The 23515-nt window shown below is 70.0% G+C and carries 22 protein-coding genes; 11 read left to right on the top strand and 11 right to left on the bottom strand.

Annotated features, from left to right (window positions below; genetic code table 11):
* Window positions 1–13 precede the first annotated feature (13 nt).
* Both ABJI51_RS04395 and ABJI51_RS04390 read left to right on the top strand, forming a co-directional pair.
* Window positions 14–763 (top strand): SDR family NAD(P)-dependent oxidoreductase, encoded by a 750-nt coding sequence (locus ABJI51_RS04395; protein ID WP_348947619.1) that lies wholly within the window; start codon window positions 14–16, stop codon window positions 761–763.
* 77 nt (window positions 764–840) lie between these two features.
* Complete coding sequence (locus tag ABJI51_RS04390; protein ID WP_348947618.1) at window positions 841–1173, top strand: recombinase zinc ribbon domain-containing protein; 333 nt, start codon at window positions 841–843, stop codon at window positions 1171–1173.
* A gap of 640 nt (window positions 1174–1813) precedes the next feature.
* Here the strand turns inward: ABJI51_RS04390 and ABJI51_RS04385 are convergent.
* A complete protein-coding gene (locus ABJI51_RS04385; RefSeq protein ID WP_348947617.1) occupies window positions 1814–3196 on the bottom strand; it encodes an MFS transporter in 1383 nt (460 codons plus the stop codon).
* A 100-nt stretch (window positions 3197–3296) separates the two neighbouring features.
* Complete coding sequence (locus ABJI51_RS04380) at window positions 3297–4226, bottom strand: dihydrodipicolinate synthase family protein (protein WP_206792006.1); 930 nt, start codon at window positions 4224–4226, stop codon at window positions 3297–3299.
* 121 nt (window positions 4227–4347) lie between these two features.
* Here ABJI51_RS04380 and ABJI51_RS04375 point away from each other — a divergent pair, with 121 nt between their 5' ends.
* The gene (locus ABJI51_RS04375; RefSeq protein ID WP_348947616.1) at window positions 4348–5328 is read left to right on the top strand and encodes a LacI family DNA-binding transcriptional regulator; all 981 of its coding nucleotides are present in this window, start codon (window positions 4348–4350) and stop codon (window positions 5326–5328) included.
* 322 nt (window positions 5329–5650) lie between these two features.
* Here ABJI51_RS04375 and ABJI51_RS04370 read toward each other — a convergent pair whose 3' ends face one another.
* A complete protein-coding gene (locus ABJI51_RS04370) occupies window positions 5651–6046 on the bottom strand; it encodes a hypothetical protein (protein WP_348947615.1) in 396 nt (131 codons plus the stop codon).
* Window positions 6047–6304: 258 nt separating this feature from the next.
* Between ABJI51_RS04370 and ABJI51_RS04365 the strand changes: the two genes are divergently transcribed.
* Together ABJI51_RS04365 and ABJI51_RS04360 are read left to right on the top strand one after the other, a co-directional pair.
* Window positions 6305–7549, top strand: a complete 1245-nt coding sequence (locus ABJI51_RS04365) for an NAD(P)/FAD-dependent oxidoreductase (RefSeq protein ID WP_348947614.1) — start codon at window positions 6305–6307, stop codon at window positions 7547–7549.
* Window positions 7550–7582: 33 nt separating this feature from the next.
* Window positions 7583–8800 carry a cytochrome P450 gene (locus ABJI51_RS04360; RefSeq protein ID WP_348947613.1) on the top strand — a complete coding sequence of 406 codons (1218 nt, stop codon included), beginning with the start codon at window positions 7583–7585 and terminating at the stop codon, window positions 8798–8800.
* Window positions 8801–8853: 53 nt separating this feature from the next.
* Here the strand turns inward: ABJI51_RS04360 and ABJI51_RS04355 are convergent, their stop codons facing one another.
* Window positions 8854–9483: a TetR/AcrR family transcriptional regulator gene (locus tag ABJI51_RS04355; RefSeq protein ID WP_348947612.1), complete on the bottom strand. Its 630-nt coding sequence runs from the start codon at window positions 9481–9483 to the stop codon at window positions 8854–8856.
* Window positions 9484–9599: 116 nt separating this feature from the next.
* Here ABJI51_RS04355 and ABJI51_RS04350 point away from each other — a divergent pair, with 116 nt between their 5' ends.
* Entirely contained in the window at window positions 9600–9797 is a 198-nt protein-coding gene (locus ABJI51_RS04350; protein ID WP_348947611.1) for a ferredoxin, read from the top strand.
* A gap of 41 nt (window positions 9798–9838) precedes the next feature.
* On the top strand, window positions 9839–11269 hold the full coding sequence (locus ABJI51_RS04345; RefSeq protein ID WP_348947610.1) for an MFS transporter: 1431 nt from the start codon (window positions 9839–9841) through the stop codon (window positions 11267–11269).
* Here ABJI51_RS04345 and ABJI51_RS04340 read toward each other — a convergent pair.
* The 7 genes from ABJI51_RS04340 to ABJI51_RS04310 form a co-directional block, all read right to left on the bottom strand.
* Window positions 11256–11930, bottom strand: coding sequence for an NAD-dependent epimerase/dehydratase family protein (locus tag ABJI51_RS04340; RefSeq protein ID WP_348947609.1), 675 nt, complete (start codon window positions 11928–11930; stop codon window positions 11256–11258). The two genes, ABJI51_RS04345 and ABJI51_RS04340, sit on opposite strands and share 14 nt — an antisense overlap.
* Window positions 11931–11945: 15 nt before the next feature.
* Window positions 11946–12698, bottom strand: a complete 753-nt coding sequence (locus ABJI51_RS04335; protein ID WP_348947608.1) for an SDR family NAD(P)-dependent oxidoreductase — start codon at window positions 12696–12698, stop codon at window positions 11946–11948.
* A 28-nt stretch (window positions 12699–12726) separates the two neighbouring features.
* Window positions 12727–13593 (bottom strand): TIGR03620 family F420-dependent LLM class oxidoreductase, encoded by an 867-nt coding sequence (locus ABJI51_RS04330; protein ID WP_348947607.1) that lies wholly within the window; start codon window positions 13591–13593, stop codon window positions 12727–12729.
* A gap of 26 nt (window positions 13594–13619) precedes the next feature.
* Window positions 13620–15011 (bottom strand): MFS transporter, encoded by a 1392-nt coding sequence (locus ABJI51_RS04325; protein ID WP_348947606.1) that lies wholly within the window; start codon window positions 15009–15011, stop codon window positions 13620–13622.
* A 96-nt stretch (window positions 15012–15107) separates the two neighbouring features.
* Window positions 15108–16334 (bottom strand): cytochrome P450, encoded by a 1227-nt coding sequence (locus tag ABJI51_RS04320; protein WP_348947605.1) that lies wholly within the window; start codon window positions 16332–16334, stop codon window positions 15108–15110.
* Window positions 16335–16375: 41 nt separating this feature from the next.
* Complete coding sequence (locus ABJI51_RS04315) at window positions 16376–17866, bottom strand: FAD-dependent oxidoreductase (protein ID WP_348947604.1); 1491 nt, start codon at window positions 17864–17866, stop codon at window positions 16376–16378.
* Complete coding sequence (locus ABJI51_RS04310) at window positions 17866–18486, bottom strand: TetR/AcrR family transcriptional regulator (protein ID WP_348947603.1); 621 nt, start codon at window positions 18484–18486, stop codon at window positions 17866–17868. The genes ABJI51_RS04315 and ABJI51_RS04310 overlap by 1 nt, the downstream gene beginning before the upstream one ends.
* A 222-nt stretch (window positions 18487–18708) precedes the next feature.
* Between ABJI51_RS04310 and ABJI51_RS04305 the strand changes: the two genes are divergently transcribed.
* From ABJI51_RS04305 to ABJI51_RS04290, 4 genes are read left to right on the top strand one after another with little or no spacing between them, the layout of a single operon-like run.
* Entirely contained in the window at window positions 18709–19884 is a 1176-nt protein-coding gene (locus tag ABJI51_RS04305) for a thiolase C-terminal domain-containing protein (RefSeq protein WP_348947602.1), read from the top strand.
* 20 nt (window positions 19885–19904) lie between these two features.
* Window positions 19905–20327, top strand: a complete 423-nt coding sequence (locus tag ABJI51_RS04300; RefSeq protein WP_348947601.1) for a Zn-ribbon domain-containing OB-fold protein — start codon at window positions 19905–19907, stop codon at window positions 20325–20327.
* Entirely contained in the window at window positions 20324–20869 is a 546-nt protein-coding gene (locus tag ABJI51_RS04295; protein WP_348947600.1) for a DoxX family protein, read from the top strand. Before ABJI51_RS04300 ends, ABJI51_RS04295 begins: the two co-directional genes overlap by 4 nt.
* 5 nt (window positions 20870–20874) lie before the next feature.
* Entirely contained in the window at window positions 20875–23484 is a 2610-nt protein-coding gene (locus tag ABJI51_RS04290) for a CaiB/BaiF CoA transferase family protein (protein ID WP_348947599.1), read from the top strand.
* Window positions 23485–23515: the final 31 nt, after the last annotated feature.

Genomic DNA, 23515 nt, shown 5'->3' with positions numbered 1-23515 from the left:
GGAACCCGCACGAATGCAGCGATTCACCGGCAAGCGCGTCCTGATCACCGGCGGCGCCTCCGGCATCGGCCGGGCGACCGTGCTCCGGCTCCTGGCCGAAGGTGCGCACGTCGTCGCGGCCGACATAGCCGAAACGGTCCTCAAGGAGATCGCCGGCAGCGAACGGCTCACCGCCCGGGTGCTCGACATCTCGGACGAGGAGGCGGTCAACGCCGTCGTCTCGGAGAGCATCGACCGGCTCGGCGGCCTGGACGTGCTCGTCAACGCCGCGGGCATCCTCCGCGGCGCCCACACCCACGAGTGCGAGCTCGAGATGTGGAACCGGATCATCGGCGTCAACCTCACCGGCACGTTCCTGGTCACCCGAGCCGCACTGCCGGCGCTGCTGGACACCGGGCACGGCGTGATCGTCAACTTCAGCTCGACGTCGGCCTCGTTCGCCCACCCATATATGGCGGCCTACTCGGCCAGCAAGGGCGGCATCCAGTCGTTCACCCACTCCATAGCGCAGGAGTACTCGAAGCAGGGCCTGCGTGCGGTGTGCGTCGCCCCCGGCAGCATCCGCAGCGGCATCACCGAAACGACGGTCCAGCACCTGCCCGAAGACGTCGACTGGCAGCTGTTCGGCAAGCTCCAGCCGGCCATCGGCGAAGGCTTCGCCCCACCGGAGTCCGTCGCCGGCGTCATCGCGATGCTCGCCTCCGAAGACGGCGCGTTCATCACCGGCACCGAGATCCGCGTCGACGGGGGCACCCACCAGTAGCGCCGGCGGCCCAGGCGAGGCGACGTTCCCGGCGGTCCAGGGCATGCGCGCGGCCCGACCCCACCCAGCACGGTGAAATGAGGACGTACATGTTGGCAGGGCTCGTGCAATGTCAGCTGTGCGGCCGCCGGCTGGACTCACACCGGATCAACGGCCGCCCTGGCTACCGCTGCCGTCACGGCCACACCAGCGCCCGCAACCGCCCACCAGAACTCGCCAAGAACGTCTACGTCCGCGAAGACCACTTGCTCGATGATCTCCGCGCCCGATTCCCCGAGACGGCCGACAACGATGATCCCGCGATCGCGAGCCACCTGAGAACGAACTGCCTGACGATCCGCTGTGGCGGTGCCACCCGAGAAGTCAAACCCGTCGGTCAGGAGCCCATACGACCCGCTCCAGCCGGGTAATTGAGTGTCCGAGGACCGAGTTGATCTATAACCCCACACTGAAGTTCGCCACCGACCTGCTGCTTTAGTAGTAGGTCCTGCTGGCCGGGTCGGACAACGAGGCGAAGGCGGCGAGGAAGACGCGCGTTTGAGCTGGCGGTTTCCGGTCCGGGCCGGGTGTTCGCCCTTGATGCCACCAGACCCGGTGACACCACCCCCCGGATCATGGGTTCGACTGGGGGCGCAAGTCATGCCGGGCCTGGTGACCACAGCTCCTTGATCAGGAACTACGAAAACGGTGACGGGGGTATTTCTATCGGACATGAGCGGAAATTTCCTGATCGTGATCAGCCGCCGGCCCTCCCCGCCGAAAATGGCGAAACCGACGAAACAAAGTGACCATCACGCCTGCCGCTCCGCCTCGAAGGCCCCCACCAAGCACGCGCGAGTTCCGGGGCCTTCCGGCGTCGCCGGCAAGGGGTTTCCCAGCAGGCGGACAGGACGACGCGGGCTTGCCCCGGGGCCGCGGCCGCCGCTCGCTGCAGCACCTGGACGTGACCCGATCGACGCGGGTCGGCTGAGCGGCAGGCACGGCGGGTTCGGAGCGGTCGTTCCGGGAACGGAACGGATCGCCGGGTCTGCCCCCGGAGCCCAGGTCACGTCATGGTGAGAGTTCTTCGAGGACCTGGTTCCGGGTTTCGATGGCGAACAGGATGGTGACGATCCCGCCGATGAGGGCGACGGCGGCGAAGGCGGAGAAGACGTAGCGGATGCCGAGGTCGGCGACGATCCAGCCGACCAGCAGCGGGCCGACCGAGGAGCCGGCGCGCAGCCAGGCGCTGCCGAAGCCGGTGCCGATCGCCCGCAGCCGTGTCGGATACAGCTCGGCCGAGTAGAGGTACAGGGAGAACGAGATCGTCTGCAGGATCGCATAGGCGAGCGTGGCCATGATCAGGACCTGGATCGCCGAGGTGGCGCCGGAGACAGTGAGGGCTGTCAGCGGCACGATCGCGAGCAGGAAAGCCCAGGAGTACCAGCGTTTGCGGCCGACCTTGTCGATCAGCAGCGCGCAAGCCACCGACGCGAGCACGCCGACGCCGGAGGTGATCCAGCCGTAGGCGAGGCTGGTCTGCAGCGGCAGGTGGAAAAGCTGCTTGTAGAGGGTGGGCAGCCAGGTGACCAGGCCGTTGTTGACCAGGTAGACGGTCGCCCACAGCACCCAGATCATCAGGGTGCGCCTGCGGTAGATGCCGTGGAACAGCTCGCGCCAGTCCGAGCGGGTCTTCACCTTCGGGTCCACCGGGCGGACGACGGGCTCGACCAGGACGTGCCCCTGCTTCACGGCCTCGTTCTCGAGCATCGAGACGACCTCGTCCGCCTTCTCGACGCGCCCCTTGGTGGCCAGCCAGCGCGGTGATTCCGGCATCAGCAGGCGCAGCGGGATGGTCAGCACGGCGGGGATGAGCCCGACGACGAACAGGGCGCGCCAGCCGTAGACCGGGACCAGGAAGTAGCCCGCGATCCCGGCGAACATCAGCCCGACCGGGAAGATGACCTCGTAGAGCAGGAAGAACCGGCCGCGCTTGCGGGCCCCGATGAACTCGTTGATGTAGGCGCTGGCGACGGGGACTTCGCCGCCGGTGCCGATGCCCTGCAGGAACCGGAAGATCAGGATCGAGGTGCCGCTCCAGGCGAACAGGCAGGCGACGTCCATCGAGACGAACAGCACGATGGTGATCAGCAGCGTGTTCATCCGGCCGAACTTCTCGGCGATCCAGCCGAAGGTGACCGCGCCGATGAGCTGGCCGACGTAGCCGGCGGAGAGGATGGCGCCGACCTGGGCGGGACTGAGGTGCCATTCGGTGACCAGCTGGGGCATCGCGAAGGCGATGACCAGCACGGTGTAGGCGTCGAAGAAGGTCGCCGAGCCGATGATGACGCGGATCAGCAGGAGCCGGCGGGTGATCGGGAGCCGCTCGAGGCGGGCGACCAGGGCCGCGGTCGCGGTCGCCGTGGTGCCTCCGCCTGCAGCAATGGTGGTCATGGGTTCGTTCCTCGCTCTCCGCCTCGTCGCGGAGTCCTTCGGGACTGCATTGTCACCGGATCGCGGGGCGGCAGCAGCGTGCTGCCGCCCCGATCGACGTTCAGAGGAGTTCGGCGGCCTTGAGCGCGAGGACGATCTCTTCTTCGGCCTCGGCGGACAGGTCGATCAGCGGAGACCGCACGGTCGCGGTCGGCAGGACGCCGCGGGCCTTGAGGCCCAGCTTGAGCGCCACGGTGCCCTCCATGTGGGAACCGCGGTGGTAGACGGCCTTGGTCACCGGCAGCAGCCGGTCGTGGACCGCGCGAGCGGCCGGGTAATCCCGCGCCTTGCCCGCGGCGATCAGCTCCAGCAGCGGCTCCGGCGCCAGGCCGCCGTAGCCGACCAGCAGACCGTCGACGTCGAACATCGTGTGCAACAGGTACTCGTCGTGGCAGGACAGGATCTGCAGCTCCGGATGCTCGGCCCGCAGCACCGGGATCTCGGTGTCCCAGCGGCGCATGTTGCGCACCCCGTTCTTGGTGGCGAACACGCCTGGCTGCGCGGCGATCTCCAGCTGCGTCGCCAGGTCGTAGCTGGCCTTCGTGACGTCCGGGTACTGGAACAGGATCAGCGGCAGCCCCGAGGTCTCGAAGATCGCCCGGTAGCGGTCCTGCGGCGCGCCGGTCTGGAAGCCGAACCGCAGCCAGCCGTGCGAGGGGTAGACCAGCCCGGCGGACGCACCCGCGTTCACCGCACGCACCGCCTCCTCGGCGGCGACGGCGGTGCCCTCGCCGGTGATGCCGGCGATGATCGGGACCGTGCCGCCGACCGCCTCGACCAGGGTGCGGATGGTGGCGACCTGCTCGTCCTGGGTCAGGAAGGTGCCCTCGCCGGCGTGGCCGAGGCAGACCAGGCCCTTCACCCCCTCGAACCCGGCCAGCCACTTGCCGTAGGACGCGAGAGCCGCGTGGTCGACCGCACCGTCCACGGTGAACGGCGTGACGGGGGCGGGCACCAGTCCGCGCAGGTCAAGGGTGTGCTCCGAAGACATTCTCGAGCCTTTCCGACATCGATGGGAACGGTTGCAGGAACGTTCCCACACGATGCGCCACGAGCTCTCTGCCGTCAACCCCTCCCCCGGAAATGCGCCGCCAACCAGTAGCCTTCAGCGTGTGGTGACCATCGTCGACGTCGCCCGGGCGGCCGGGGTCAGCAAGTCCACCGTGTCCCGGATCCTCAACGAACGCCTCCCCCGATCCAACAGCGAAACCGCCCAGCGCGTCCGCCAGATCGCCGCCGAACTCGGCTACGTCCGCGACCCGCTCGCCGCTGGCATGCGCCGCGCCGGCACCAACACCGTCGGCGTGATCGTCCCCCGGCTCACCGACACCGTCATGGCGATCCTGTACGAGCAGATCGCGGCAGCCTCGGCAAGTCGCGGTCTCTTCGCCGTCGTGGCCACCACCGAAGACGACCCCGCCACCGAGCAGTTCGCCGTCCAGACCCTCGTCCGCCGCCGCGTCGACGGCCTCATCCTCACCACCGCGAGGCTCGACGTCCCCACCGCGCAAGGCGTCCCGCACGCACTGGCGCTACGCACCGACGGCATCGGCCCGGCCGCCATCGGCGACGACCGGCTCGGCGCCCGGCTGGCCGTCCGCCACCTCATCGACCTCGGCCACCGCAGGATCGGCCTCGTCGGCGGCCCGGACTACGCCTCCAGCGCCCGCGGCCGGCTCGACGGATACCGCGACGCCCTCACCGAAGCAGGGATGGCCGTCGATGAGTCGCTGATCGCCGGTGACTCCTTCTCGATGAAGTCCGGCGAGGTCGCCGGCCGGGTCCTGCTCGACCGCACCGACCGGCCCACCGCCATCTTCGCCGTCAACGACAACACGGCGATCGGCGTCATGGCCGCCGCCCACGCTCTCGGCCTACGTGTCCCGGAAGACGTGTCTCTGGTCGGCTACAACGACATCCCCGTCGTCAGCAGCCTGCCCGTCCCCCTCACCACCGTCCGCGTCCCCTTCGCCCAGATCGCCACCACAGCCCTCGACCTGCTGAACGAAGCGAGCGACGACCGGGCGCCGCGGACCATCGTCTCCGCACCGACCCTGATCCCCCGCCGTTCCACGGCACCACGATCATCTTGAAGTGACGTGGGTTGTGCGGGCGCCGCCGGCCGATCAGTCCTCGGGCGGGGGCCGGCAGGTCGGCGGCGACGATCTCCTTCACATCGGCGGACTGGATCCCGAGCGCGCGCAGGATCAGCGCACCGGCCGGAGTGCCTGCCTCCCGTCACCCCTGGTGTCCTTCCAGGACCATCCACATGGCACTCAAGGTCGTGCCGATCATCAACGAAGCGATGCTCGTCCGCAGGGCCGGATCGACCGGTGCGTTTCGGGCTGACCGAGGAGACCTTGCGCGGAGTGCTCACCGGTCCGCCCACGCAGGACGAATCTGGAGTCGACGCGATCATCCGCTGTACCGAGACCGGCGAGACCCGCGCCGGCCGTGCCGCCCACCTCGGCCGGATGCGAGGGCGCAGGCAGCACCGTCCGCCACGAGCCGGGTATCGCTCTCGACTGCATCGACCTCCGCCGGCTGACCGTCAAGCACCTGAACCTCGGCGGCATCGACGAACAGCAGCACCGCGAGGATGATCTCCACTGCCTGCCGCACCTCGGTGTTCAACTCGGCCGCGATGGAGTTCTCGTACAGCAGACCGACGACGACACCGGCCGGCACCATCACCACCGGCGCCCAGGTTCCCGCCGGTCGAGCCCGGGCCGCCGCCGTCGACCGGATGACCATGACGAGGGCGGCGAGGAGCAGCAGGTTTATGCGCTCATCCTCACGGAAGGTCCTCAAGGAGCGAGCGGACGACTGTGCGCGGGTGATGACCAGCCAAGGTCGTGTACTCCAGCCAGATACCGCAGCACACTAAATGACATAACCCCCTCGTTTGTTGGCTCGCGTCTCGCGGGATCTTACCTGGTCTGACGAGGACACCCAGACCTGATCGGCCAGAAGCGAGAGTTGCATCTTGTTTGGTTGACACCAATAGACCACCTAAGCGATAGTGACTTATCGTTTGTTGCCGGGGTGGTTCATGAAGGGAAGTTTCGGATGGAAGCGACAGCCGGCGCCGGGCATCCGCGTGGGGGTGAGGTGGAGCGGGTTGTCGTCGTCGGGGCATCGGCGGGCGGGCTGGGCACTGCCGAGGCCTTGCGCAGGTCCGGTTACCAGGGCGTCATCACCCTCATCGGTGACGAGCCGCATCTGCCCTATGACCGGCCTCCGCTGTCGAAGCAGCTGCTGAAGGGTGCCTGGCAGCCGGATCGGCTCCAGCTGCGCTCGACGGCGGACATCGACGCCCTGCACCTGGACCCGCTTCTGGGTGTTGCCGCCGCCGGGCTGGACCGCGACGGACGTGAAGTGGTGCTCGCCGACGGAGCCCGGGTGCCGTACGACGCTCTGGTCGTGGCGACCGGTGTCCGTCCTCGCCGTCTGCCGGGGTGCGACGGCGTGTCAGGGGTGCACGTGCTGCGCACCCTGGACGACGCCTTGGTGCTGAAAGACCGGTTGGGGCCGGGACGGCGCTTGGTGATCGTCGGCGGCGGGTTCGTCGGGGCCGAAGTGGCCGCCACGGCTCGTGGTCTGGGTGCCGAAGTGACCCTGCTCGAGGCCGGGCCGGTGCCGATGGGGCCGGCGGTCGGGGACGAGGTCGGACGATTCCTGGCCGCCGTCCACCACGAACAGGGAGCGCGGGTACGCACGGGTACTGCGGTCAGCGAGATCCGCAGGTCCGAGACCGGTGTCACCGGCGTGCGCCTCGCCGACGGCACCGACATCGCCGCAGACGACGTCCTCGTCGCCATCGGTTCGCTGCCCAACACCGAATGGCTGGCGGGCAGTGGGCTGACCGTGGACGACGGGCTGGTGTGCGACGAGTTCTGTGCCGCCGCGCCGGGGGTGTACGGCGTCGGTGACGTGGCCCGCTGGCACAACCCGCTGTTCGGCACGGCGATGCGCATCGAACACCGAACCAACGCCGCCGAACAGGCGATGGCCGTCGCCCGGAACCTGCTCGGCCCGGACCCGGGGCGACCGTTCGCGCCGGTGCCGTACTTCTGGTCCGACCAGTACGCCGTGAAGACCCAGGCCTACGGATACCTGCGCGGCCACGACGAAGCGGTCGTCGTCGAGCACGACGCTGCCGGGGCCCGCTTGCTCGTCGCCTACCGCCGTGATGACCGCCTGACCGGAGTGCTCTCCGCAGGCGTACCACCCAAGATCCTGCGCGCCTGGCGGGCCCTCATCGCCGCCCGGACGCCGTGGGCAGACGCCCTCGACACCACGCCCGTCGCTTAGCCATCCCCTTTCCGTCCTCTTCTTGGAGTGTTCATGAGTACTGCTGTCACGAACGACGGCACCGGCCTTCCCGTCTACCCCGGCGTGCGCGATTCCCGTTGCCCGTTCGACCTCCCGCCCGAGTACGAGGCCTGGCGGCTGGGCGACGGGCTGCAGCGCGTGCGGATGTGGAACGGCCGCACCGCCTGGGTGGTCAGCCGGTACGAGGACGTCAAGAAGATCCTGGCCGACCCGAGGTTCAGCGCGGACCCCGCCCGCTACCCCCAGCTCAGCCCCGCCGGGATGCCGCCGGTGCCGGCCTTCCCGCGGATGGACGACCCCGGACACGCCCGGCTGCGCCTGATGCTCACCAAGGACTTCACCGTCAAACGCACGGAAGCGATGCGTCCCCGGATCCGGGAGATCGTGGACCGCTTCCTGGAGCAGATGATCGCCGAAGGCTCCCCGGCGGATCTCGTGCAGGCCTACGCACTGCCGATCCCGTCTCTGGTGATCTCGCTGCTGCTCGGAGTGCCCTACGAAGACCACGAGTACTTCCAGCAGAACAGCCTCGTCATCAACCAGGCGCAGGCCACGCCGGAGGAGAAGACGGCCGCGAGTGCCTCACTGTTCGGCTTTCTCATGGAACTGGTGGCGCGCAAGGAGCGCGAGCCGGGCGACGATCTGCTCAGCCGCCTGTATGCCGAGCGGGTCGTGACGGGCGAGCTCAAGCGCGAGGAACTGGCCATGAACGGCATGATCCTGCTGTTCGCCGGGCACGAGACCACGGCCAACATGATCTCCCTGGGGACACTGACCCTGCTGGAGCACCCGGAGCAGGCCGCGCGGATCCGGGAGACCGACGACCCCAAGGTGGTCGCCGGCGCCGTCGAGGAACTGCTGCGCTACCTGGCGATCGCCCAGGACATGATCTGGCGTGCCGCCACCGAGGACCTGACGATCGGCGGCCAGGAGATCAAGGAAGGCGACATCCTGACCGTGAACCTGCCCGCGGCCAACCGGGACCCGGCGTTCCTGCCGGACACCGGCGACGTCTTCGACATCGGCCGCTCCGTCCGCGGGCACATCGCCTTCGGGCACGGCATCCACCAGTGTCTCGGGCAGAACCTGGCCCGCGTGGAACTGATGGAGGCGCTGCCCGCACTGCTGCGGAGGCTGCCCGATCTCCGCCTGGCCGTCCCGCTCGAGGACGTGAAGTTCCGGCACGACATGTCCGCCTTCGGCGTCCACGAGCTGCCGGTCACCTGGTAGGGACGGACAACCGGGTCACCGTCGCGGTCACGCCGGCGGTGACCCGGCCCTTGTCAGGCAGGCCGGGTGTCGCGCTTCTCCGGGTGCCAGAGGGGTGCCGCGGGCGGCAGCGAGGACGGCCGGGCCGGGGACAGGCCGTCGAGGACGAGCGTGACGTAGCGCTTCCAGCCCTCGCTGGCGGGGGGCATCGTCCACAACACGCTCAGCAGCATCACGGTGATCCGGTGCAGGTCGTCCGGCACGAGGTCCGCGCGGACGAGGCCGGCCAGCTGAGCGCGGCGAACGAGCACGAGAAGCGCCTCGTAGTACGGGGTGGAGATCTCCGGGCTGAGCGAGCCGTAGTGCCGCACGGCAGCGAAGGTGCTGTGCTCGCGTGAGCCCAGGGACGCCATCGCCTCCAGCAGGGCCGTCATGCCTCGCATCGGGTCGTCGTCGGCCAGTGCCCGGTCGATCGCGGGCGACATCTCTTCGGCGGCCTTCTGCTCCAGGGCCGCTGTAGCGAGCTCTTCCTTGTTGGGGAAATGGCGGTAGAGCGTCGCGATCCCCACCCCGGCCCGGCGGGCGATCTCCTCCATGGGCGCGTCGGGGCCGATCTCGGCGTAGGCCTCCCGTGCGGCCCGCAGGATCTTCCCGGAGTTGCGAGCGGCATCGGCCCGCGGCCGTCTCGGAGTCTCGGCGGTCATCATCACAGGGTAGCAAACGATAGTCGACTATCTCATGTGCTAACCTCCCATCCAAATGAAGTGATAGTTGTATATCACTTATGCGCTCAGCGTGGCCTACAACACAGGAGAGACCCATGCACGTGGAACTGGACGAACCGAAATGCGTCGCCGCCGGGCAGTGCGTCCTCGCCGCCCCCGAGGTGTTCGACCAGCGCGATGAGGACGGCATCGCCGTCCTGCTGACCGACACCCCCTCCCCCGAACTGCACGACGGGGTACGGGAGGCCGCCGTGGTCTGCCCCGCGGCCGCGATCCGGCTGACCGACAAATAGCCGGCCGACCTCAACGCCACCATCACACGAAAGAAACCACCATGTCCCAAGCACAATCCCGCCTCACCGAAGAAAGACCGTCGGCCGCGCCGCGGCCGGGCACCACCGTGGCCGTGCTGGCCTTCAGCGGGATCGTGGTCTCGCTGATGCAGTCTCTCGTCATCCCGCTGATCGCCGAGCTGCCGCAGCTGCTGAACGCCTCGGCGGCGAACATCGCCTGGGCCATCACCGCCACGCTGCTCGCCGCCGCCGTCGCCACCCCGGTCATGGGACGCCTCGGCGACATGTACGGCAAGCGGCGAATGCTGCTGGTCAGCCTGGCCCTGCTGGTCGCGGGCTCAGTACTGTGCGGCCTCAGCGACTCCCTGCTCCCGTTCCTCGTGGGGCGCATTCTGCAAGGACTGTCCGCCGGTGTCGTCTCCCTGGGGATCAGCATCATGCGCGACGAACTGCCCGCCGAGAAGCTCCCCGGATCGACCGCGCTGATGAGTGCCTCCCTCGGCGTCGGCGGCGCCCTCGGCCTCCCCGCCGCCGCGTTCATCGCCGACAACTTCGACTGGCACGTCCTGTTCTGGACCTCGGCCGCCTTCGGTGCCGCGGCCCTCGCGTCCGTCCTGGCGCTCATCCCCGAGTCCGGAGTGCGCACCGGCGGCCGCTTCGACTTCGCGGGCGCCATCGGGCTGTCGGCCGGCCTCGTCTGCCTCCTGCTCGCGGTGTCCAAGGGAGCCGACTGGGGCTGGGGCAGCCCCACCACCCTCGGCTTGTTCACCGTCGCCGCCGTCGTGCTGCTGGTCTGGGGCTGGTTCGAACTGCGCACCGCACAGCCGCTGGTGGACCTGCGCACCACCGCCCGCCGCCAGGTGCTGCTGACCAACGTGGCCTCGATCGTGTTCGGCTTCGCGATGTTCGCGATGTCCCTGGTCCTCCCCCAGCTCCTGCAGCTGCCCGAGGCCACCGGCTACGGCATGGGCAAGTCACTGCTGACCGTCGGGCTGGTCATGGCCCCGATGGGACTGGTGATGATGGCCGTGGCCCCGGTGTCCGCCGCGATCACCAGAACCAGGGGCCCCAAGGCCACCCTCATGCTCGGCGCGATCGTCGTGGCCGCCGGCTACGGCATCGACGTCGTGCTGATGTCCCAGGTCTGGCAGCTGGTCCTGGCCTCCTGCATCATCGGCGCCGGCATCGGGCTGGCCTACGGCGCGATGCCCGCGCTCATCATGGGCGCCGTGCCGATTTCCGAGACGGCCGCGGCCAACAGCCTCAACACCCTCATGCGCTCCATCGGAACCGCGACTTCAAGCGCGGTGATCGGGGTGGTCCTCGCCCACATGACCACCCCGTTCGGCCCTGCCGGCAGGGCCCTGCCGTCCGAAGCGGGATTCCGCACCGTCCTGGCCCTCGGCGCCGGCGCCGCGCTGCTGGCACTCGCCGTCGCCGCCTTCCTGCCGCGCCGGGTCACCGCCCCCTGACGACGGCACCCAGCCGGTTGATGTCAGGGCTGTGCAGCACAGCGGGAGCGCTGCCCTGAGAGCGGGCGACGGCGATCATTGCGCGGCCCAGGTGCTCGGTCGTGGTCGTGTGCGCCGGGGCCAGCCGGTGCAGCACCGGGTAGAGCCACGACGTGAGCCGGTAAATCAAGCGGTAGGCCGAACTTCGGGGAAGGGCGCCGTTGCGGGGCCGGATGTAGGCGGGCCGGAAGACATGGGCGTCGAACGGCATCGCCAGCAGTGCGTTCTCGGTGCGGCCCAGGACCCGGGCCCACATCGACCGGCTCGATTCGGAGACCCCCTCTCCCGACACGAAGGTGAACGTCAGGGATTGGTTGGCAGCGCTCACCGCGTTGGCAGCCGCCAGCGGGTGGTCATGGGTGATCCGGGCGTATTCCTCCTCACGGAGGCCGGTCGAGGAGGCACCCGCGCAATAGAAGCAGGCGTCCAGATTCTCGAACTCGCCCTGGATGGCCGCGAAATCCGTGAAATCGGCATGGACGACCTGCCGGACCTTCGGATCGTCCACGTCCAGCAGCCTGCGCACCACCAGCAGGATGGAGTCGACCTGCGGATCCAGGAGGCAGGCGCGCAGCACACCGTGACCGATCATTCCGGACGCCCCGAAGATGACGACTCGCATCGGCTGCTCCTGGTGCTAGGCGGCTGCGATGCCGTTATCCACGGGCAGGACCACACCGTTGATGCTGCCGGCCGCGTCCGAAGCCAGGAAGACGATGGCCGCGGCCGGTTCGTCCGCTTCGGAGAAGCGGGGGAGGTTCTGCCGGTACCCGGCGAGGACCTTGGGGCCGTGCCCCTCCTCGTCGCCGCGGTAGCCGGCGACGATGTTCGTCATGGTGGGGCCCGGTGCGATGGCGTTGGTGCGGATCCCGGAGCCGCCGTACATGACCGCGAGGGAGTGGGTGAGCCCGATCACGCCGTGCTTGGACACCGTGTAGGCGGTGCCGGACGCGCTCCCGCGCAGGCTTGCCGTGGAACCGGTGTTGACGATCGCGCCCTTGCCCTTGGCGAGCATGTGCGGCACCACGGCCCGGGCGAGCATGAACGGTGCGGTCAGGTTGATCCGGATGATCCGCTCCCACTCCGCGTCGGTCACATCGGCGGCGGCGGACTGCGAATCGATGACGCCGGCGATGTTGGCCAGCACGTCGACGCCGCCGAATTCGGCCACGGCGGCGCCGACCACGCGTTCGATCACAGCTGGGTCGCTCAGGTCACCGCTGACGGCCTCCGCGGTCGCGCCCGCTGCCCGGATCTCCTCGACGACCGTCTTGAGGCCCTCGTCGTTGAGATCGGCGGCCAGCACCTTGGCTCCCTCGCGGGCGAACCCGAGGGCGGTGGCGCGCCCGATGCCGCTGGCCGCGCCGGTGACGATGACGCTGCTGTTCATGGCTGTCCTTCTGGATGTTCGGCAGGTGCTAAATCAGGGCGGTGGCGAGGCGCCGCCACTGCGTGCGGGAAAGAGCCGTCGGCGAGGCGGCGGACTCGGCGGTGAGGACTTGCAGGGCGACATGGTCGGCGCCGGCAGCCCGGTGCTCGTCGATGCGGCGTTTCACCGCTGCTTCGTCTCCCCAGGCGATCACGGCGTCGAACAGGCGGTCGCTCATCGTCGACACGTCCTCTTCCGTGAATCCCAGCCGCAGGAGGCTGTTGGCGTAGTTCGGCTGGGCGAGATACGACCGCAGCCAGTCGCCCGCGATCGCCCGTGCGTCGTCCGCGTCCGCGGCGAGGACGACCGTCTGTTCCGGGAGTACGAGCCCTCCCCCACCCACGGCCTCGCGGGCCCGCCGCGTGTGCTCGGGGGTGACGAGGTAGGGGTGCACGCCCCGGGCCCGCTTCGCCGCCACCTCCAGCATCTTCGGGCCGAGCGCGGCGAGGACCCGGCCTTCGGACGGCACCGGCTCGTCCGCCGTGTCCAGCCCGTCGAGGAACGCCGTCATCGCGGCCAGCGGCCCGCGGTAGCGACCGGAGTCGACGCGGTGGGCGTGACTCACGCCGACGCCCAGCAGAAACCGGTCCCCGTGCGCGGCGGACAACGAGGTGTACGCCGCCGCGGCCGCCGCCGGTGTGTGCGCCCACAGGTTCAGTACGCCGGTCGCGACCACCATCCGGCGGCTGGCGGCCAGCAGCCGGTCGGCCGCGTGGAACACCTCCGGCCCGCCCGGGTCCGGGACCCATACCGCGCTGAATCCCAGTTCCTCCAGCTCCGCGACCGCGTCGACGGCCTCGGCTGCATCGCCGTAGCCCAGCCCGGCACTCCACACACCCACACCGGAGAGATCCATGCTGTCCTTTCGTCTGTAGGTCACCATCAGCCCGCGAGGGCGGGGGCGTCCGCCAAGCCCGGCTCACGGTGACTGCCCCTGGTGCGCGGGATGAGCAGCGTCGCGGCGGTGGCAGCGAGCGTGCCGGCGGCGGCGACCACGAAGGAGACCGTGTAGGCGTGGTCGGTGGGCAGCAGGCCGGCGGCGGTCGCGCTGCCGGCCAGGATTCCCGCGATAACCTGGCTCCCGAGCGAGGAGCCGACCGAACGCACCAGTGCGTTCACGCCGGTCGCTTCTCCCGTCTTGGTGGCCTCCACGGAGTCGACGATCAGGTTGGGCAAGGCAGCGAAGCTCAGGCCGATCCCGGCGAACGCGAGCGTGGTGAAGCCGAGCACCGCGCCCTGGGAGCGGTGGTCCGCGGCCAGGGCGAACAGACCGGCGGAACTGATCGCGCCGCCGAGGGCCAGGGGCACCTTGCTCCCGAAGCGGCTGCTCAGCTTGCCGGAGAGCGGTCCTGCGAACAGCATCGTCACGGAGCCCGGAAGCATGAGCAGTCCCGCGCGGGTCGCGTCGGCACCGAAGCCGTAACCGGACGACCGGGGTGTCTGCACGAGTGGGGGCACCAGCAGGAAGACGCCGAACAAGCCGAAGCCGACCAGCAAGGTCACCAGGTTGGTCATGAGCACCGGCCGCCGCCGGAGGACGGCCATGTCGACCAACGGCTCGGCCGTGCGGCGCTCCACCAGCACGAACAACGCCAGGACCGCCACGCCGAACGTGATCAGCCCGAGGGTCCGGCCGCTGGTCCAACCCCACAGAGTGGCCTGACTGACGCCGATCAGCGGGGCGGTGATGCCCACGGCCAGCAGCAGGGTGCCCCGCAGGTCGACCCGGCCGGGGGCGCGGTTCGCGGACTCCGGCAGCAGCGTCTGCGCCGCGACGGCCGCGAGGAGCGCCATCGCCGTACCGGCCCAGAAGATCCAGCGGTACGAGGCGTGGTCGACCAGCAGGCCGCCCATCAGCAGGCCGATACCGCCGCCGATGCCGGCGATGGCGGACACCAGGCCCACGGCTCCGGCCCGTCGCCGTTCGGGAAAGGTGTCGCGGACGATGCCGAAGCACAGCGGGAAGATGCCGCCGCCCGCGCCCATCACGACTCGCCCGGCCACGACCAGAGCCAGGTTGCCCGCCAGAGCCGCTATCGTGCCGCCCGCCGCGAACAGCACCAGCGCGATCACGAGCAGCCGCCGCTTGCCGAACATGTCGCCGAGCCGCCCGGCCACCGGCGTCAGGACCGCGGCCGACACCAGGTAGGCGGTGAACGTCCACGCCACGTCCTGTCTGCCGGCGTGCAGCGAGACGGCCATGTCGCCCAGTGCCGGTGCGATGGAGGTCTGCGCCAGCGAGTAGGCCATCGCCGCCAGCCCCAGAATCGCCATCGCGCGCCCCACGGATTGTCCCGCGGGGAGTTCGATCTCCTTCGTCACGTGTTTCGTTCTCTCTGATTGATCGATCTGTGGGTGCGCCTTCGGCGGTCAGGCGGGCAGGACCTCGTCCACCGTGAGCCGCAGGGCCGACGGGCCGCGCAGGTCCGGCGAGTCGCGGTAGGGCGGCGGATCCTGGACCAGACGCGGATTGACGAGGCGCCGGCTCAGTTCCCGGACCGCGATCTGGCCTTCCATCCGGCCGAGCGGGGCACCGAAGCAGAAGTGGGTGCCACCGGCGAAGCTGAGGTGAGCGGTGTTGTCGGGGCGTGTGATGTCGAAGGTGTCCGGATCGGTGAAGCGCCGCGGGTCCCGGTTCGCCGCGGCGAGGTTCAGGACGACCGAAGCACCCTGGGGAATCACGTGGTCACCGACCCGGATGTCGGCGGTGGCGGCCCGGGGCCGCATGTGCGCGGGCGGCTCCATCCGGAGGGTCTCCTCGACCGCGCCGTACGCGAGCGAGGGGTCGGCCTTCAGCCGGGCCAGCTGGTCCGGGTGACGCAGCAGCAGGAGCATGCTGCTCGTGATGAGGTTGACGGTGGTCTCGTGGCCGGCACCGAAGATCATGAGTGCGGTGCCGAGCAGTTCGGAGATGTTCATCGGGGCGCCGGGGAGGTCGTCGTGGATCATCCGGGACAGCATGTCGTCTCCGGGGTTCTCACGGAGTCGCTCGACGTGGGCGCTCAGGTAGTCGACCGCCTTTGCGTGGTTGCGTTTCCAGACCGCGACCGGTTCGGGATCGAACGGGTCGACCAGGAACTCCGCTTCGACGGTGCCGAGGAGGGGGCTGAGGACGGTGGCCCCCTCCTCGATCGGGATGCCCATGATGTGGCAGATCACGCGGACGGGGATGGGGTGGGAGAACTCCTCGACCAGGTCGAACTCGGTCCGTCCGATCAGGTTGTCGAGGCGCTCGCGGACCAGCCGCTCCACCATCGGCCGGTACTCCTCCACGCCGCCGGGGCGGGCGGGCGGGCCGAAGTGGCGCATGGTCATGCCGCGCAACCGGTCGTGCTCGGGGTTGTCGCGGACGATGAACGTCGGGGCCGTTCCGGGCGCCGGAACGTTCGCGGTGAGCCGGGTGCCCGGTGCCGCCTTGCCGACGTCCGAGGAAATGCGCGGGTCGCTCAGCAGCGCTTTCACGTCCTCGTACCGGCTGACGACATGGGTCCCGTCGTCCTGCACGGAGACCGCTTCCTTGCGCAGCTCGGCGTACAGGTCCCAGGGGTGCACGCGGCTGTCGGGGTGGAGGACCTGCTTGAACACGGTGGATGTCATGAGACCGTTCCTCACTTCCGGTGGGTGGGGCGATGAGCTGCTCAGCGGCCGACCGGATGGACCGCGTGGGAGGTGTTGTCGTCGCAGGCGGCGAACCCGGCCGGGAACGGCGCGATTTCGCGGACAAGGGACTCGTAGCAGGGCAGATGACGCCCGTTGTCGAAGGTGACCGCGGCGACGGTGCGGTTCCCGCGCCCGTACAGCACGCTGAAGGAGCCATCGCCGAGCGCACCCTGGACGACCTCGACCTGGTCGGCGATGCCGGGGTAGCCGACGCCCTTGATGTTCACGCCGAACTGGCTGGACCAGAACGCCGGCAGGCCGGTGTGGGGAACCGGGTCGTGGTCCTCCCGGCGGGTGATGTTGCGGGCGACTGTTTCGGCCTGGGTGAGGGCATTGCTCCAGTGCTCCACCGACAGCCGGCGGTGGGGCAGGACGGGGTGGGGAGCGGCGGCGACGTCGCCTGCCACGTACACGTCCGGCACGACCTCGCCCTGCTCGTCGACGGCGCGGCAGTAGTCGTCGCACCGCACTCCGCCGCCGTCGGCGAGTACGCCGGAGCCGTCGAGCCATTCGACGTTGCGCTGGGCGCCCAGGGCGACGACGGCGAGATCCGCTTCGACGGTGGTGCCGTCGGACAGGCGGATCTGCCGCAGCGCGCCGGTCTCGTCGGCGTCGAAGCCCTCGACCGTGGTGGCCAGGCGCAGGTCGACGCCTTTGGCACGGGCCAGATCGGCGACAACGGAACCGACCGTGCCGCCCAACGGCCCCTGCAACGGAGTGCGCTGGGCCTCGACGAGGGTGACGTCCAGGCCGAGTTCGCGGCAGCCGGAGGCCAGCTCGCCGCCGAGGAAGCCGGCGCCGATCACGGCCACCCGGCGAGGCTGCAGAGCCAGGCGGCGCTGCAGTTCGGCGGCGTCGTCGCGGGTGCGGACGGTGAGGATGCCGGTGATGCCGTCGGTGGCGCCTCCGGGGAAGGGGCGGGCCCGGGTACCCGTGGCGATCACGACGGTGTCGTAACCGATGCTGCTGCCGTCCGCGAGGTGCACCAGCCGGCGGCCGGTGTCCAGGCCGACGGCTGCCACCCCGAGGCGGAAGTCGGCGTCCAGGTTCTGGGTGACCGGCAGCTCCAGGCGGTCCGGGGGCAGCTTCTCGCTCACGCAAGCCTTGGTCAGCGGTGGCCGGTCGTACGGTCGGTGCGGCTCGTCTCCGATGATCGTCAGCCGTCCGGCGAACCCCGCCTCGCGCAGCGACTCCGCGGTCTTCACCCCGGCCAGCGACGCCCCGACCACCACCACGTGCGGGTCCTGGCGCGGGCTGCTCGCCGCCGTTGCCTCCGCGTCCTCGACCCCGAGGGTGATGGCCTGGACGGGGCAGGCCACCTGGGCGCGCAGCAGCTGTTCGCGCATCTCGTCGGGCGGGTTCGGCACGTAGGTCAGTGCTTCGGCACCGTGCAGGGTGAAGGCGTCGGGTGCGGCGAACACGCACTGCCCGTAACCCGCGCAGCGGTTCAGATCAACGCTGACCTTCATCAAGCACTCTCCCGGCCCGCCGTGAGCACCGGGATCAGCACGCGGTCCACCAAGGACTCCAGGAACGCGTCGTCCAGCTGCCCGTCGCCGACCAGGACCTGGTTGAGCTCCATGCCCCGGATGAGGTCCCCCACGAACGCCGCGTCCACGTCCTCGCCGATGTCTCCCCGCTGCCGGGCCCACTCCAGGACCGTCTCGGTCACCCGGGTGTAGTGCGTGCGGAACAGGTCCTTGGCCATCCGGCCGGCTTCGCTGCCGCTGGACGCGGCGACCAGCAGCCCGGCCGTGTACTGCGGCGAGAACTGCCGCTGTCGCCCGGCGGAGGCCCGCAAGTTCTCCAGCAGATCACCCCGCAGCGTCCCGGTGGCCGTCACCTCGAACGGCTCGTCCACCGCTCGCAGGACCGCCCGGCGCAGCGCCGCCGTCATCAGCTCGTCCTTGTTGGCCCAGCGCCGGTACACCGTCTTCGTGCTGGCCTTGGCCCTGCGGCACACCTCGGTCAGGCTCAGCCGCTCGTAGCCCACCTCGGACAACAGCTCCAGCGCCGCGTCCAGCAGTGCGGTCTCACGCTGGGCATCCAGCGGACGGCCAGGTGACTTCCCCTGACTCGACACAGTCATGACTTCGACCTCGCAATTAGGAAACGACCTCATGTCCTTTCCCCCAGTAGAGACCAACTCGGCCCTCACGTCAAGCGCCCGGGACGCTCCGTTGACAAGCGCGCCCGGCCCGTGTTTCTCTGGAAGGAGTTAGGAAAGGCCATCGCGTCGTTTCTATAATCTGTACTGGTCAGCGCACTCAGCGAGGTCAGCCAACGCCCTACGAGGAAGTAGGAGCCGTTCATGAGCCACTCTCCATCGGCGGCGATCGTCGGCGCCGGATCCACGGAGTTCTCGAAAGCCTCCGGCCGAAGCGAGCTACGGCTCGCGCTCGAGGCCTGTACCTTCGCCCTCGCCGACGCCGGCCTCGACCCCTCGGACGTCGACGGGCTCGTCACCATGACGATGGACGGCAACGACGAGCCGGCCGTCGCCCACTACCTCGGACTCGACGCGCTGACGTTCTTCGCGCGCACCTCCGGGGGCGGCGGTGGCGGACCGGGTACCCTCGCGCTGGCGTCGATGGCGATCGCCACCGGCCGGGCGCGGACCGTCCTCTGCTACCGGGCGATGAACGAGCGCTCGCAAGGACGGTTCGGGCAGCCGTCGCACTACACCGGCGACAGAGGGGCCACCACCGCTGCGGTCACCATGTCGTGGGCCGCTCCCTTCGGCATGGTGACCCCTGCGGCGTTCTTCGCGCCGAGCTTCCGCCGCTACATGCACGAATACGGCGCGACCTCGGAAGACTTCGGCCGCCAGGCCGTCGTTCAGCGCGCCTACGCGAACAAGAACCCGCAGGCCTTCTTCCACGACCGGCCACTCACCCTCGACGACCACCAGGCGTCGCGGATGATCGCGGACCCGCTGCGGCTCTTCGACTGCTGTCAGGAGAGCGACGGCGGGGTCGCCCTGGTCCTCACCGCCCCGGACCGCGCGAAGGACCTGCGCCAGCCACCCGTCGCCGTGCTCGGAGCGGCGATGGGAATCGGCCCACGCCAGTACGGAGTGGCCCCGCTGTACCGGGACGACCTCGCCGTCGCGGCCGAGACCGAGGTGATGGGCGACCAGCTGTGGGCCCAGTCCGGACTGGGGCCGGGCGACATGGACGTCGCCATCCTCTACGACCACTTCAGCCCGGCGGTGCTGATGCAGCTGGAGGCACTCGGGTTCTGCGGCCGCGGCGAGGCCCCCGGGCTGGTCCGGGACGGCGACACCGAGCTCGGCGGGGTGATCCCCACCAACACCAACGGCGGCCAGCTGTCCGAGGGGTACATCCACGGCTTCAACGGACTCGTCGAAGCGGTGCGCCAGCTGCGCGGCACCGCCGTGAACCAGGTCGCCGGCGCGGCCCACGCCGTCGTCACCGGCGGCTCCCACGCCCCCACCAGCGGAGTCGTCCTGGGACGGACGGCATGACCCACGAGCAGGAGCCAACCATGGCTTCCACATCCGGTCGCCCGCGCCCGGCGACGAACCCCGACACCCGGTTCTTCTGGGACGCCGCCGTCGAAGGCCGGCTGGCGGTTCAGCGTTGCTCCGCGTGCCGCGCGCTGCGCCACCCGCCCGGTCCCGCCTGCCCGGAGTGCCACTCGCTCGACTGGGAGGTCAGCGACGTCAGCGGCCGCGGCACGCTCTACAGCTACACGGTCCTGCACCACCCTCCCGCGCCCGGCTTCGACGGCCCCGCGGTCATCGCGGTCGTCGACCTGGACGAAGGCGTCCGGATGGTCTCGAACGTCGTCGGGGCAGATCCGGCGACGCTGACGATCGGTGAGCCGCTGGAGGTCTGCTTCGAGGAGCAGGTGGGCTGGACAGTGCCGCAGTTCCGCCGCCCAGCGGCACGGGAAGGGCTCCGGTGAGCGCCGCGGTGGGCACGGACATCGCCGCGTTGCTGCTGCGTCTGTCCGTGGGCGGAACGATGATCGCGCACGGCTGGAACCACGCGTTCGGCGGCGGGGGCATCGCGGGCACGGCGGGCTGGTTCGAGTCCATCCACGTCCGCCCCGGCCGCCTCAACGCCCTCGTCGCCACCGCCACCGAACTCGGCGCCGGCCTGCTGCTCGTGCTCGGTCTACTCACGCCGCTGGCGGCCGCCGCCGTGGTCGGCACGATGCTCGTCGCGCTGGTGACCAACCACCTCCGCAACGGCTTCTTCATCTTCCGGCCGGGTGAGGGCTACGAGTACGTCCTCATGATCATCGTCGCCTCCTGCGCACTCGGTGCGCTGGGAGCCGGCACCTGGTCCGTCGACCACCGCCTCGACCCCCACGTCGACGGTTGGGCCGGTCTCGCCATCACGGCCGGCGTCGGAGCCGTCGCGGGCGTGCTGACCCTCGCGGCCTTCTGGCGCCCCGAACCCCACAGCGCCGATCAACACAGCGCCGAACCACAAGAGGGATGACAACGGTGACCGAACGAGATTTCGAGACCGGCAGCTTCCTGACCGGCGTCCGGGTGGTGGAGATCGCCGACGAGCTCGGCGAGTACTGCGGGAAGGTCCTCGCCGGCCTCGGCGCGGACGTGATCAAGGTGGAGCCGCTCGGCGGCGAACGGACCCGCCGGATCGGGCCGTTCGCCGACGACCGGCCCGACCCCAACCGCAGCCTGCACTTCTGGCATTACAACTTCGGCAAGCGCGCGATGGTCCTCGACCTGGAAAGCCCCGAGGGACGTGAGCAGTTCTCCCGGCTCGTGCGCATCGCCGACGTCCTGCTCGACACCCGGCACCGCGACTACCTCCGCGACCGGGGTCTCGGCTACGAGAAATTGCGCCGCACGCACCCCGGCTTGGTGTACGCGCGCATCAGCCCGTTCGGCGACGCCGGCCCCTGGGCCGACTACGTGGGCAGTGACCTGATCCACCTGGCCCTGGGCGGCGTGGTCATGAACTGCGGGTACGACCCCGACCCCACCGGCACCTACGACACCCCGCCCGTGGCGCCCCAGATGTGGCACTCGTACCACATCACCGGGGAGATCATGGCCGCGCAGATCATGGTGGCGCTCTGCTACCGGCTCGAGACCGGCGTGGGGCAGGCGCTGTCGTCAGCCGTGCACGAGGCCGTCTCGAAGAACACCGAGACCGATCTGCCGGACTGGATCTACAACCGGACACCGCACCGGCGCCTGACCTGCCGGCACTCCTTCGGCCAGCGGGAGGAGTCCGGCACCGGCGCGGCCGCGACGACTCCGGGCATCTCGCGGACGAAGGACGGCCGCTGGGTCCTGCCCTACCGGACCTACCTGCCCGGTTTCGGCTCCGGCGCGGCCGCGATCGGACGCGTGCTCGCTTCCCACGGGATGGAGGGTGACCTCCTCGACGAGAAGTACGACGACCCCGCCGTGGCCGCCAGGACGGAGACGACGCTCCACATCAACGCGGCCGTCGACCGGTTCGTCGCCGGCTTCACCTTCGGCAAGGACCTGTGGCAGGAGGGCCAGGCCGCCGGGATGCCCTGGGCGCCCGTCCGCCGGCCCGAGGAGAACGCCGCCGACGAGCACTGGCGGGACCGCGGCGCCTTCATCGACGTCGAACACCCCGAGATCGGCAGGACCGTCACCGAGATCGGCGCGAAGTGGTACAGCCCCGGCCTACCGTGGCGCGACGGCCCCCGGGCGCCGCTGCTCGACGAGCACACCGCCGAGGTGCTCGCCGGCCTCGACACCGTCTCCCCCGCAACGACCGGCAAGCCGGCGGGAACCGCGCCCGAGCCGGTGCTCAGCAAGCACGGAAAACCCTTCGCGCTGGCCGGCGTCCGGGTCATCGACCTCAGCTGGTTCCTCGCCAGTGCGGGCGCCGGCCGGTTCCTGGCCGCCCACGGGGCCGAGGTGATCAAGGTCGAGCACCGGTCCCGCCTGGACGGGATGCGGCTGGGCCTCGGCATGCTGCCCGACGGCGGCCGGGCGGAGCGCGACCGGGCGCAGGCGCCGATCGCGCCGTCCCCGACGACCAGCGTGAACCGCAGTGGCGCCTTCATGGAGATCAACGCGGGCAAGCGGGGCATCAGCCTCAACCTGAAGGACCCGCGTGCCCGCGAACTGCTGAAGGAGCTGATCAAGGACGCCGACATGGTCGTCGAAGGCTTCTCGCCCGGGACCATGGAGCGGATGGGGCTGGGCTACGAAGAGCTTCGCAAGCTCAACCCCGCGATCATCTACGTGCAGCAGTCCGGCATGGGCCAGCACGGGCGCTACCAGCGGCTGCGCGCGTTCGGGCCCACCGCCCAGGCCATGTCCGGGATCTCGGACATGTCCGGGCTGCCTGAGCCCTACGCACCGGCCGGCATCGGCTACTCCTACCTCGACTGGTTCGGCGCCTACCAGATGGCGACCGCGATGATCGCCGCCCTCCACCGCAAGCGCACCACCGGCGAGGGCTGCTGGATCGACTCCTCGCAGGTCGAGTGCGGCCTCTACCTGACCGGCACCGCCGTGCTCGACCACTCGGTCAACGGCCGTTCCTGGTCCCGCTACGGCAACCAGTCGCCCTACCTGCCGGCGGCCCCGCACGGCGTGTACCCGGCCGCGGGCGACGACCGGTGGATCGCGATCGCGGCGTTCGACCAGGAGCAGTGGCTCGCCCTGACCCGGGTGCTCCGGGTGCCCGAGTGGGCCGCCGACCCGAAGCTGATCACGGTGGCGGACCGGCTGGCCCACCAGGACCATCTCGACGCACTGCTCGCGACGGCCACGGCGAAGTGGGAACCGTTCCAGCTCATGGAAGAACTCCAGGCCGCACGGGTACCGGCCGGGGTCTGCCAGACCGCCCAGGACCGCTACGAGACCGATCCCCAGCTCGCCCACCTGAACTGGCTGGTGGAGGTCGAGCAGGCCGAGCTGGGCCGCTGGCCGGTGAAGGAGGTCCCCGTCCGGTTCAGCGAAACCCCCACCTACATCGGCGGCCTGCTCGATCGCAGCGGACCCGACTACGGCCAGGACAACGCCCAGGTCTACGGCGAACTGCTCGGACTCTCCCCGGACGAGATCGAGGACCTCTCCCGAAAAGGGGTGATCTGACACCGGACGCAGCCGTCCCGACGCACTCCCA

Source organism: Amycolatopsis melonis (assembly GCF_040064235.1).
GTDB classification, from domain to species: Bacteria; Actinomycetota; Actinomycetes; order Mycobacteriales; family Pseudonocardiaceae; genus Amycolatopsis; species Amycolatopsis melonis.
This window is presented reverse-complemented; position numbering and strand designations above follow the sequence as displayed.

Bases quoted from the DNA above. Each gene is read 5' to 3' on its own strand.
- ABJI51_RS04310 (WP_348947603.1), bottom strand. From the start codon at position 18,486: ATGACTGTGTCGAGTCAGGGGAAGTCACCTGGCCGTCCGCTGGATGCC.
- ABJI51_RS04325 (WP_348947606.1), bottom strand. From the start codon at position 15,011: ATGGCGATTCTGGGGCTGGCGGCGATGGCCTACTCGCTGGCGCAGACC.
- ABJI51_RS04350 (WP_348947611.1), top strand. From the start codon at position 9,600: ATGCACGTGGAACTGGACGAACCGAAATGCGTCGCCGCCGGGCAGTGC.
- ABJI51_RS04330 (WP_348947607.1), bottom strand. From the start codon at position 13,593: ATGGATCTCTCCGGTGTGGGTGTGTGGAGTGCCGGGCTGGGCTACGGC.
- ABJI51_RS04390 (WP_348947618.1), top strand. From the start codon at position 841: ATGAGGACGTACATGTTGGCAGGGCTCGTGCAATGTCAGCTGTGCGGC.
- ABJI51_RS04305 (WP_348947602.1), top strand. From the start codon at position 18,709: ATGAGCCACTCTCCATCGGCGGCGATCGTCGGCGCCGGATCCACGGAG.
- ABJI51_RS04395 (WP_348947619.1), top strand. From the start codon at position 14: ATGCAGCGATTCACCGGCAAGCGCGTCCTGATCACCGGCGGCGCCTCC.
- ABJI51_RS04355 (WP_348947612.1), bottom strand. From the start codon at position 9,483: ATGACCGCCGAGACTCCGAGACGGCCGCGGGCCGATGCCGCTCGCAAC.
- ABJI51_RS04300 (WP_348947601.1), top strand. From the start codon at position 19,905: ATGGCTTCCACATCCGGTCGCCCGCGCCCGGCGACGAACCCCGACACC.
- ABJI51_RS04380 (WP_206792006.1), bottom strand. From the start codon at position 4,226: ATGTCTTCGGAGCACACCCTTGACCTGCGCGGACTGGTGCCCGCCCCC.
- ABJI51_RS04335 (WP_348947608.1), bottom strand. From the start codon at position 12,698: ATGAACAGCAGCGTCATCGTCACCGGCGCGGCCAGCGGCATCGGGCGC.
- ABJI51_RS04365 (WP_348947614.1), top strand. From the start codon at position 6,305: ATGGAAGCGACAGCCGGCGCCGGGCATCCGCGTGGGGGTGAGGTGGAG.
- ABJI51_RS04315 (WP_348947604.1), bottom strand. From the start codon at position 17,866: ATGAAGGTCAGCGTTGATCTGAACCGCTGCGCGGGTTACGGGCAGTGC.
- ABJI51_RS04345 (WP_348947610.1), top strand. From the start codon at position 9,839: ATGTCCCAAGCACAATCCCGCCTCACCGAAGAAAGACCGTCGGCCGCG.
- ABJI51_RS04360 (WP_348947613.1), top strand. From the start codon at position 7,583: ATGAGTACTGCTGTCACGAACGACGGCACCGGCCTTCCCGTCTACCCC.
- ABJI51_RS04320 (WP_348947605.1), bottom strand. From the start codon at position 16,334: ATGACATCCACCGTGTTCAAGCAGGTCCTCCACCCCGACAGCCGCGTG.
- ABJI51_RS04340 (WP_348947609.1), bottom strand. From the start codon at position 11,930: ATGCGAGTCGTCATCTTCGGGGCGTCCGGAATGATCGGTCACGGTGTG.
- ABJI51_RS04385 (WP_348947617.1), bottom strand. From the start codon at position 3,196: ATGACCACCATTGCTGCAGGCGGAGGCACCACGGCGACCGCGACCGCG.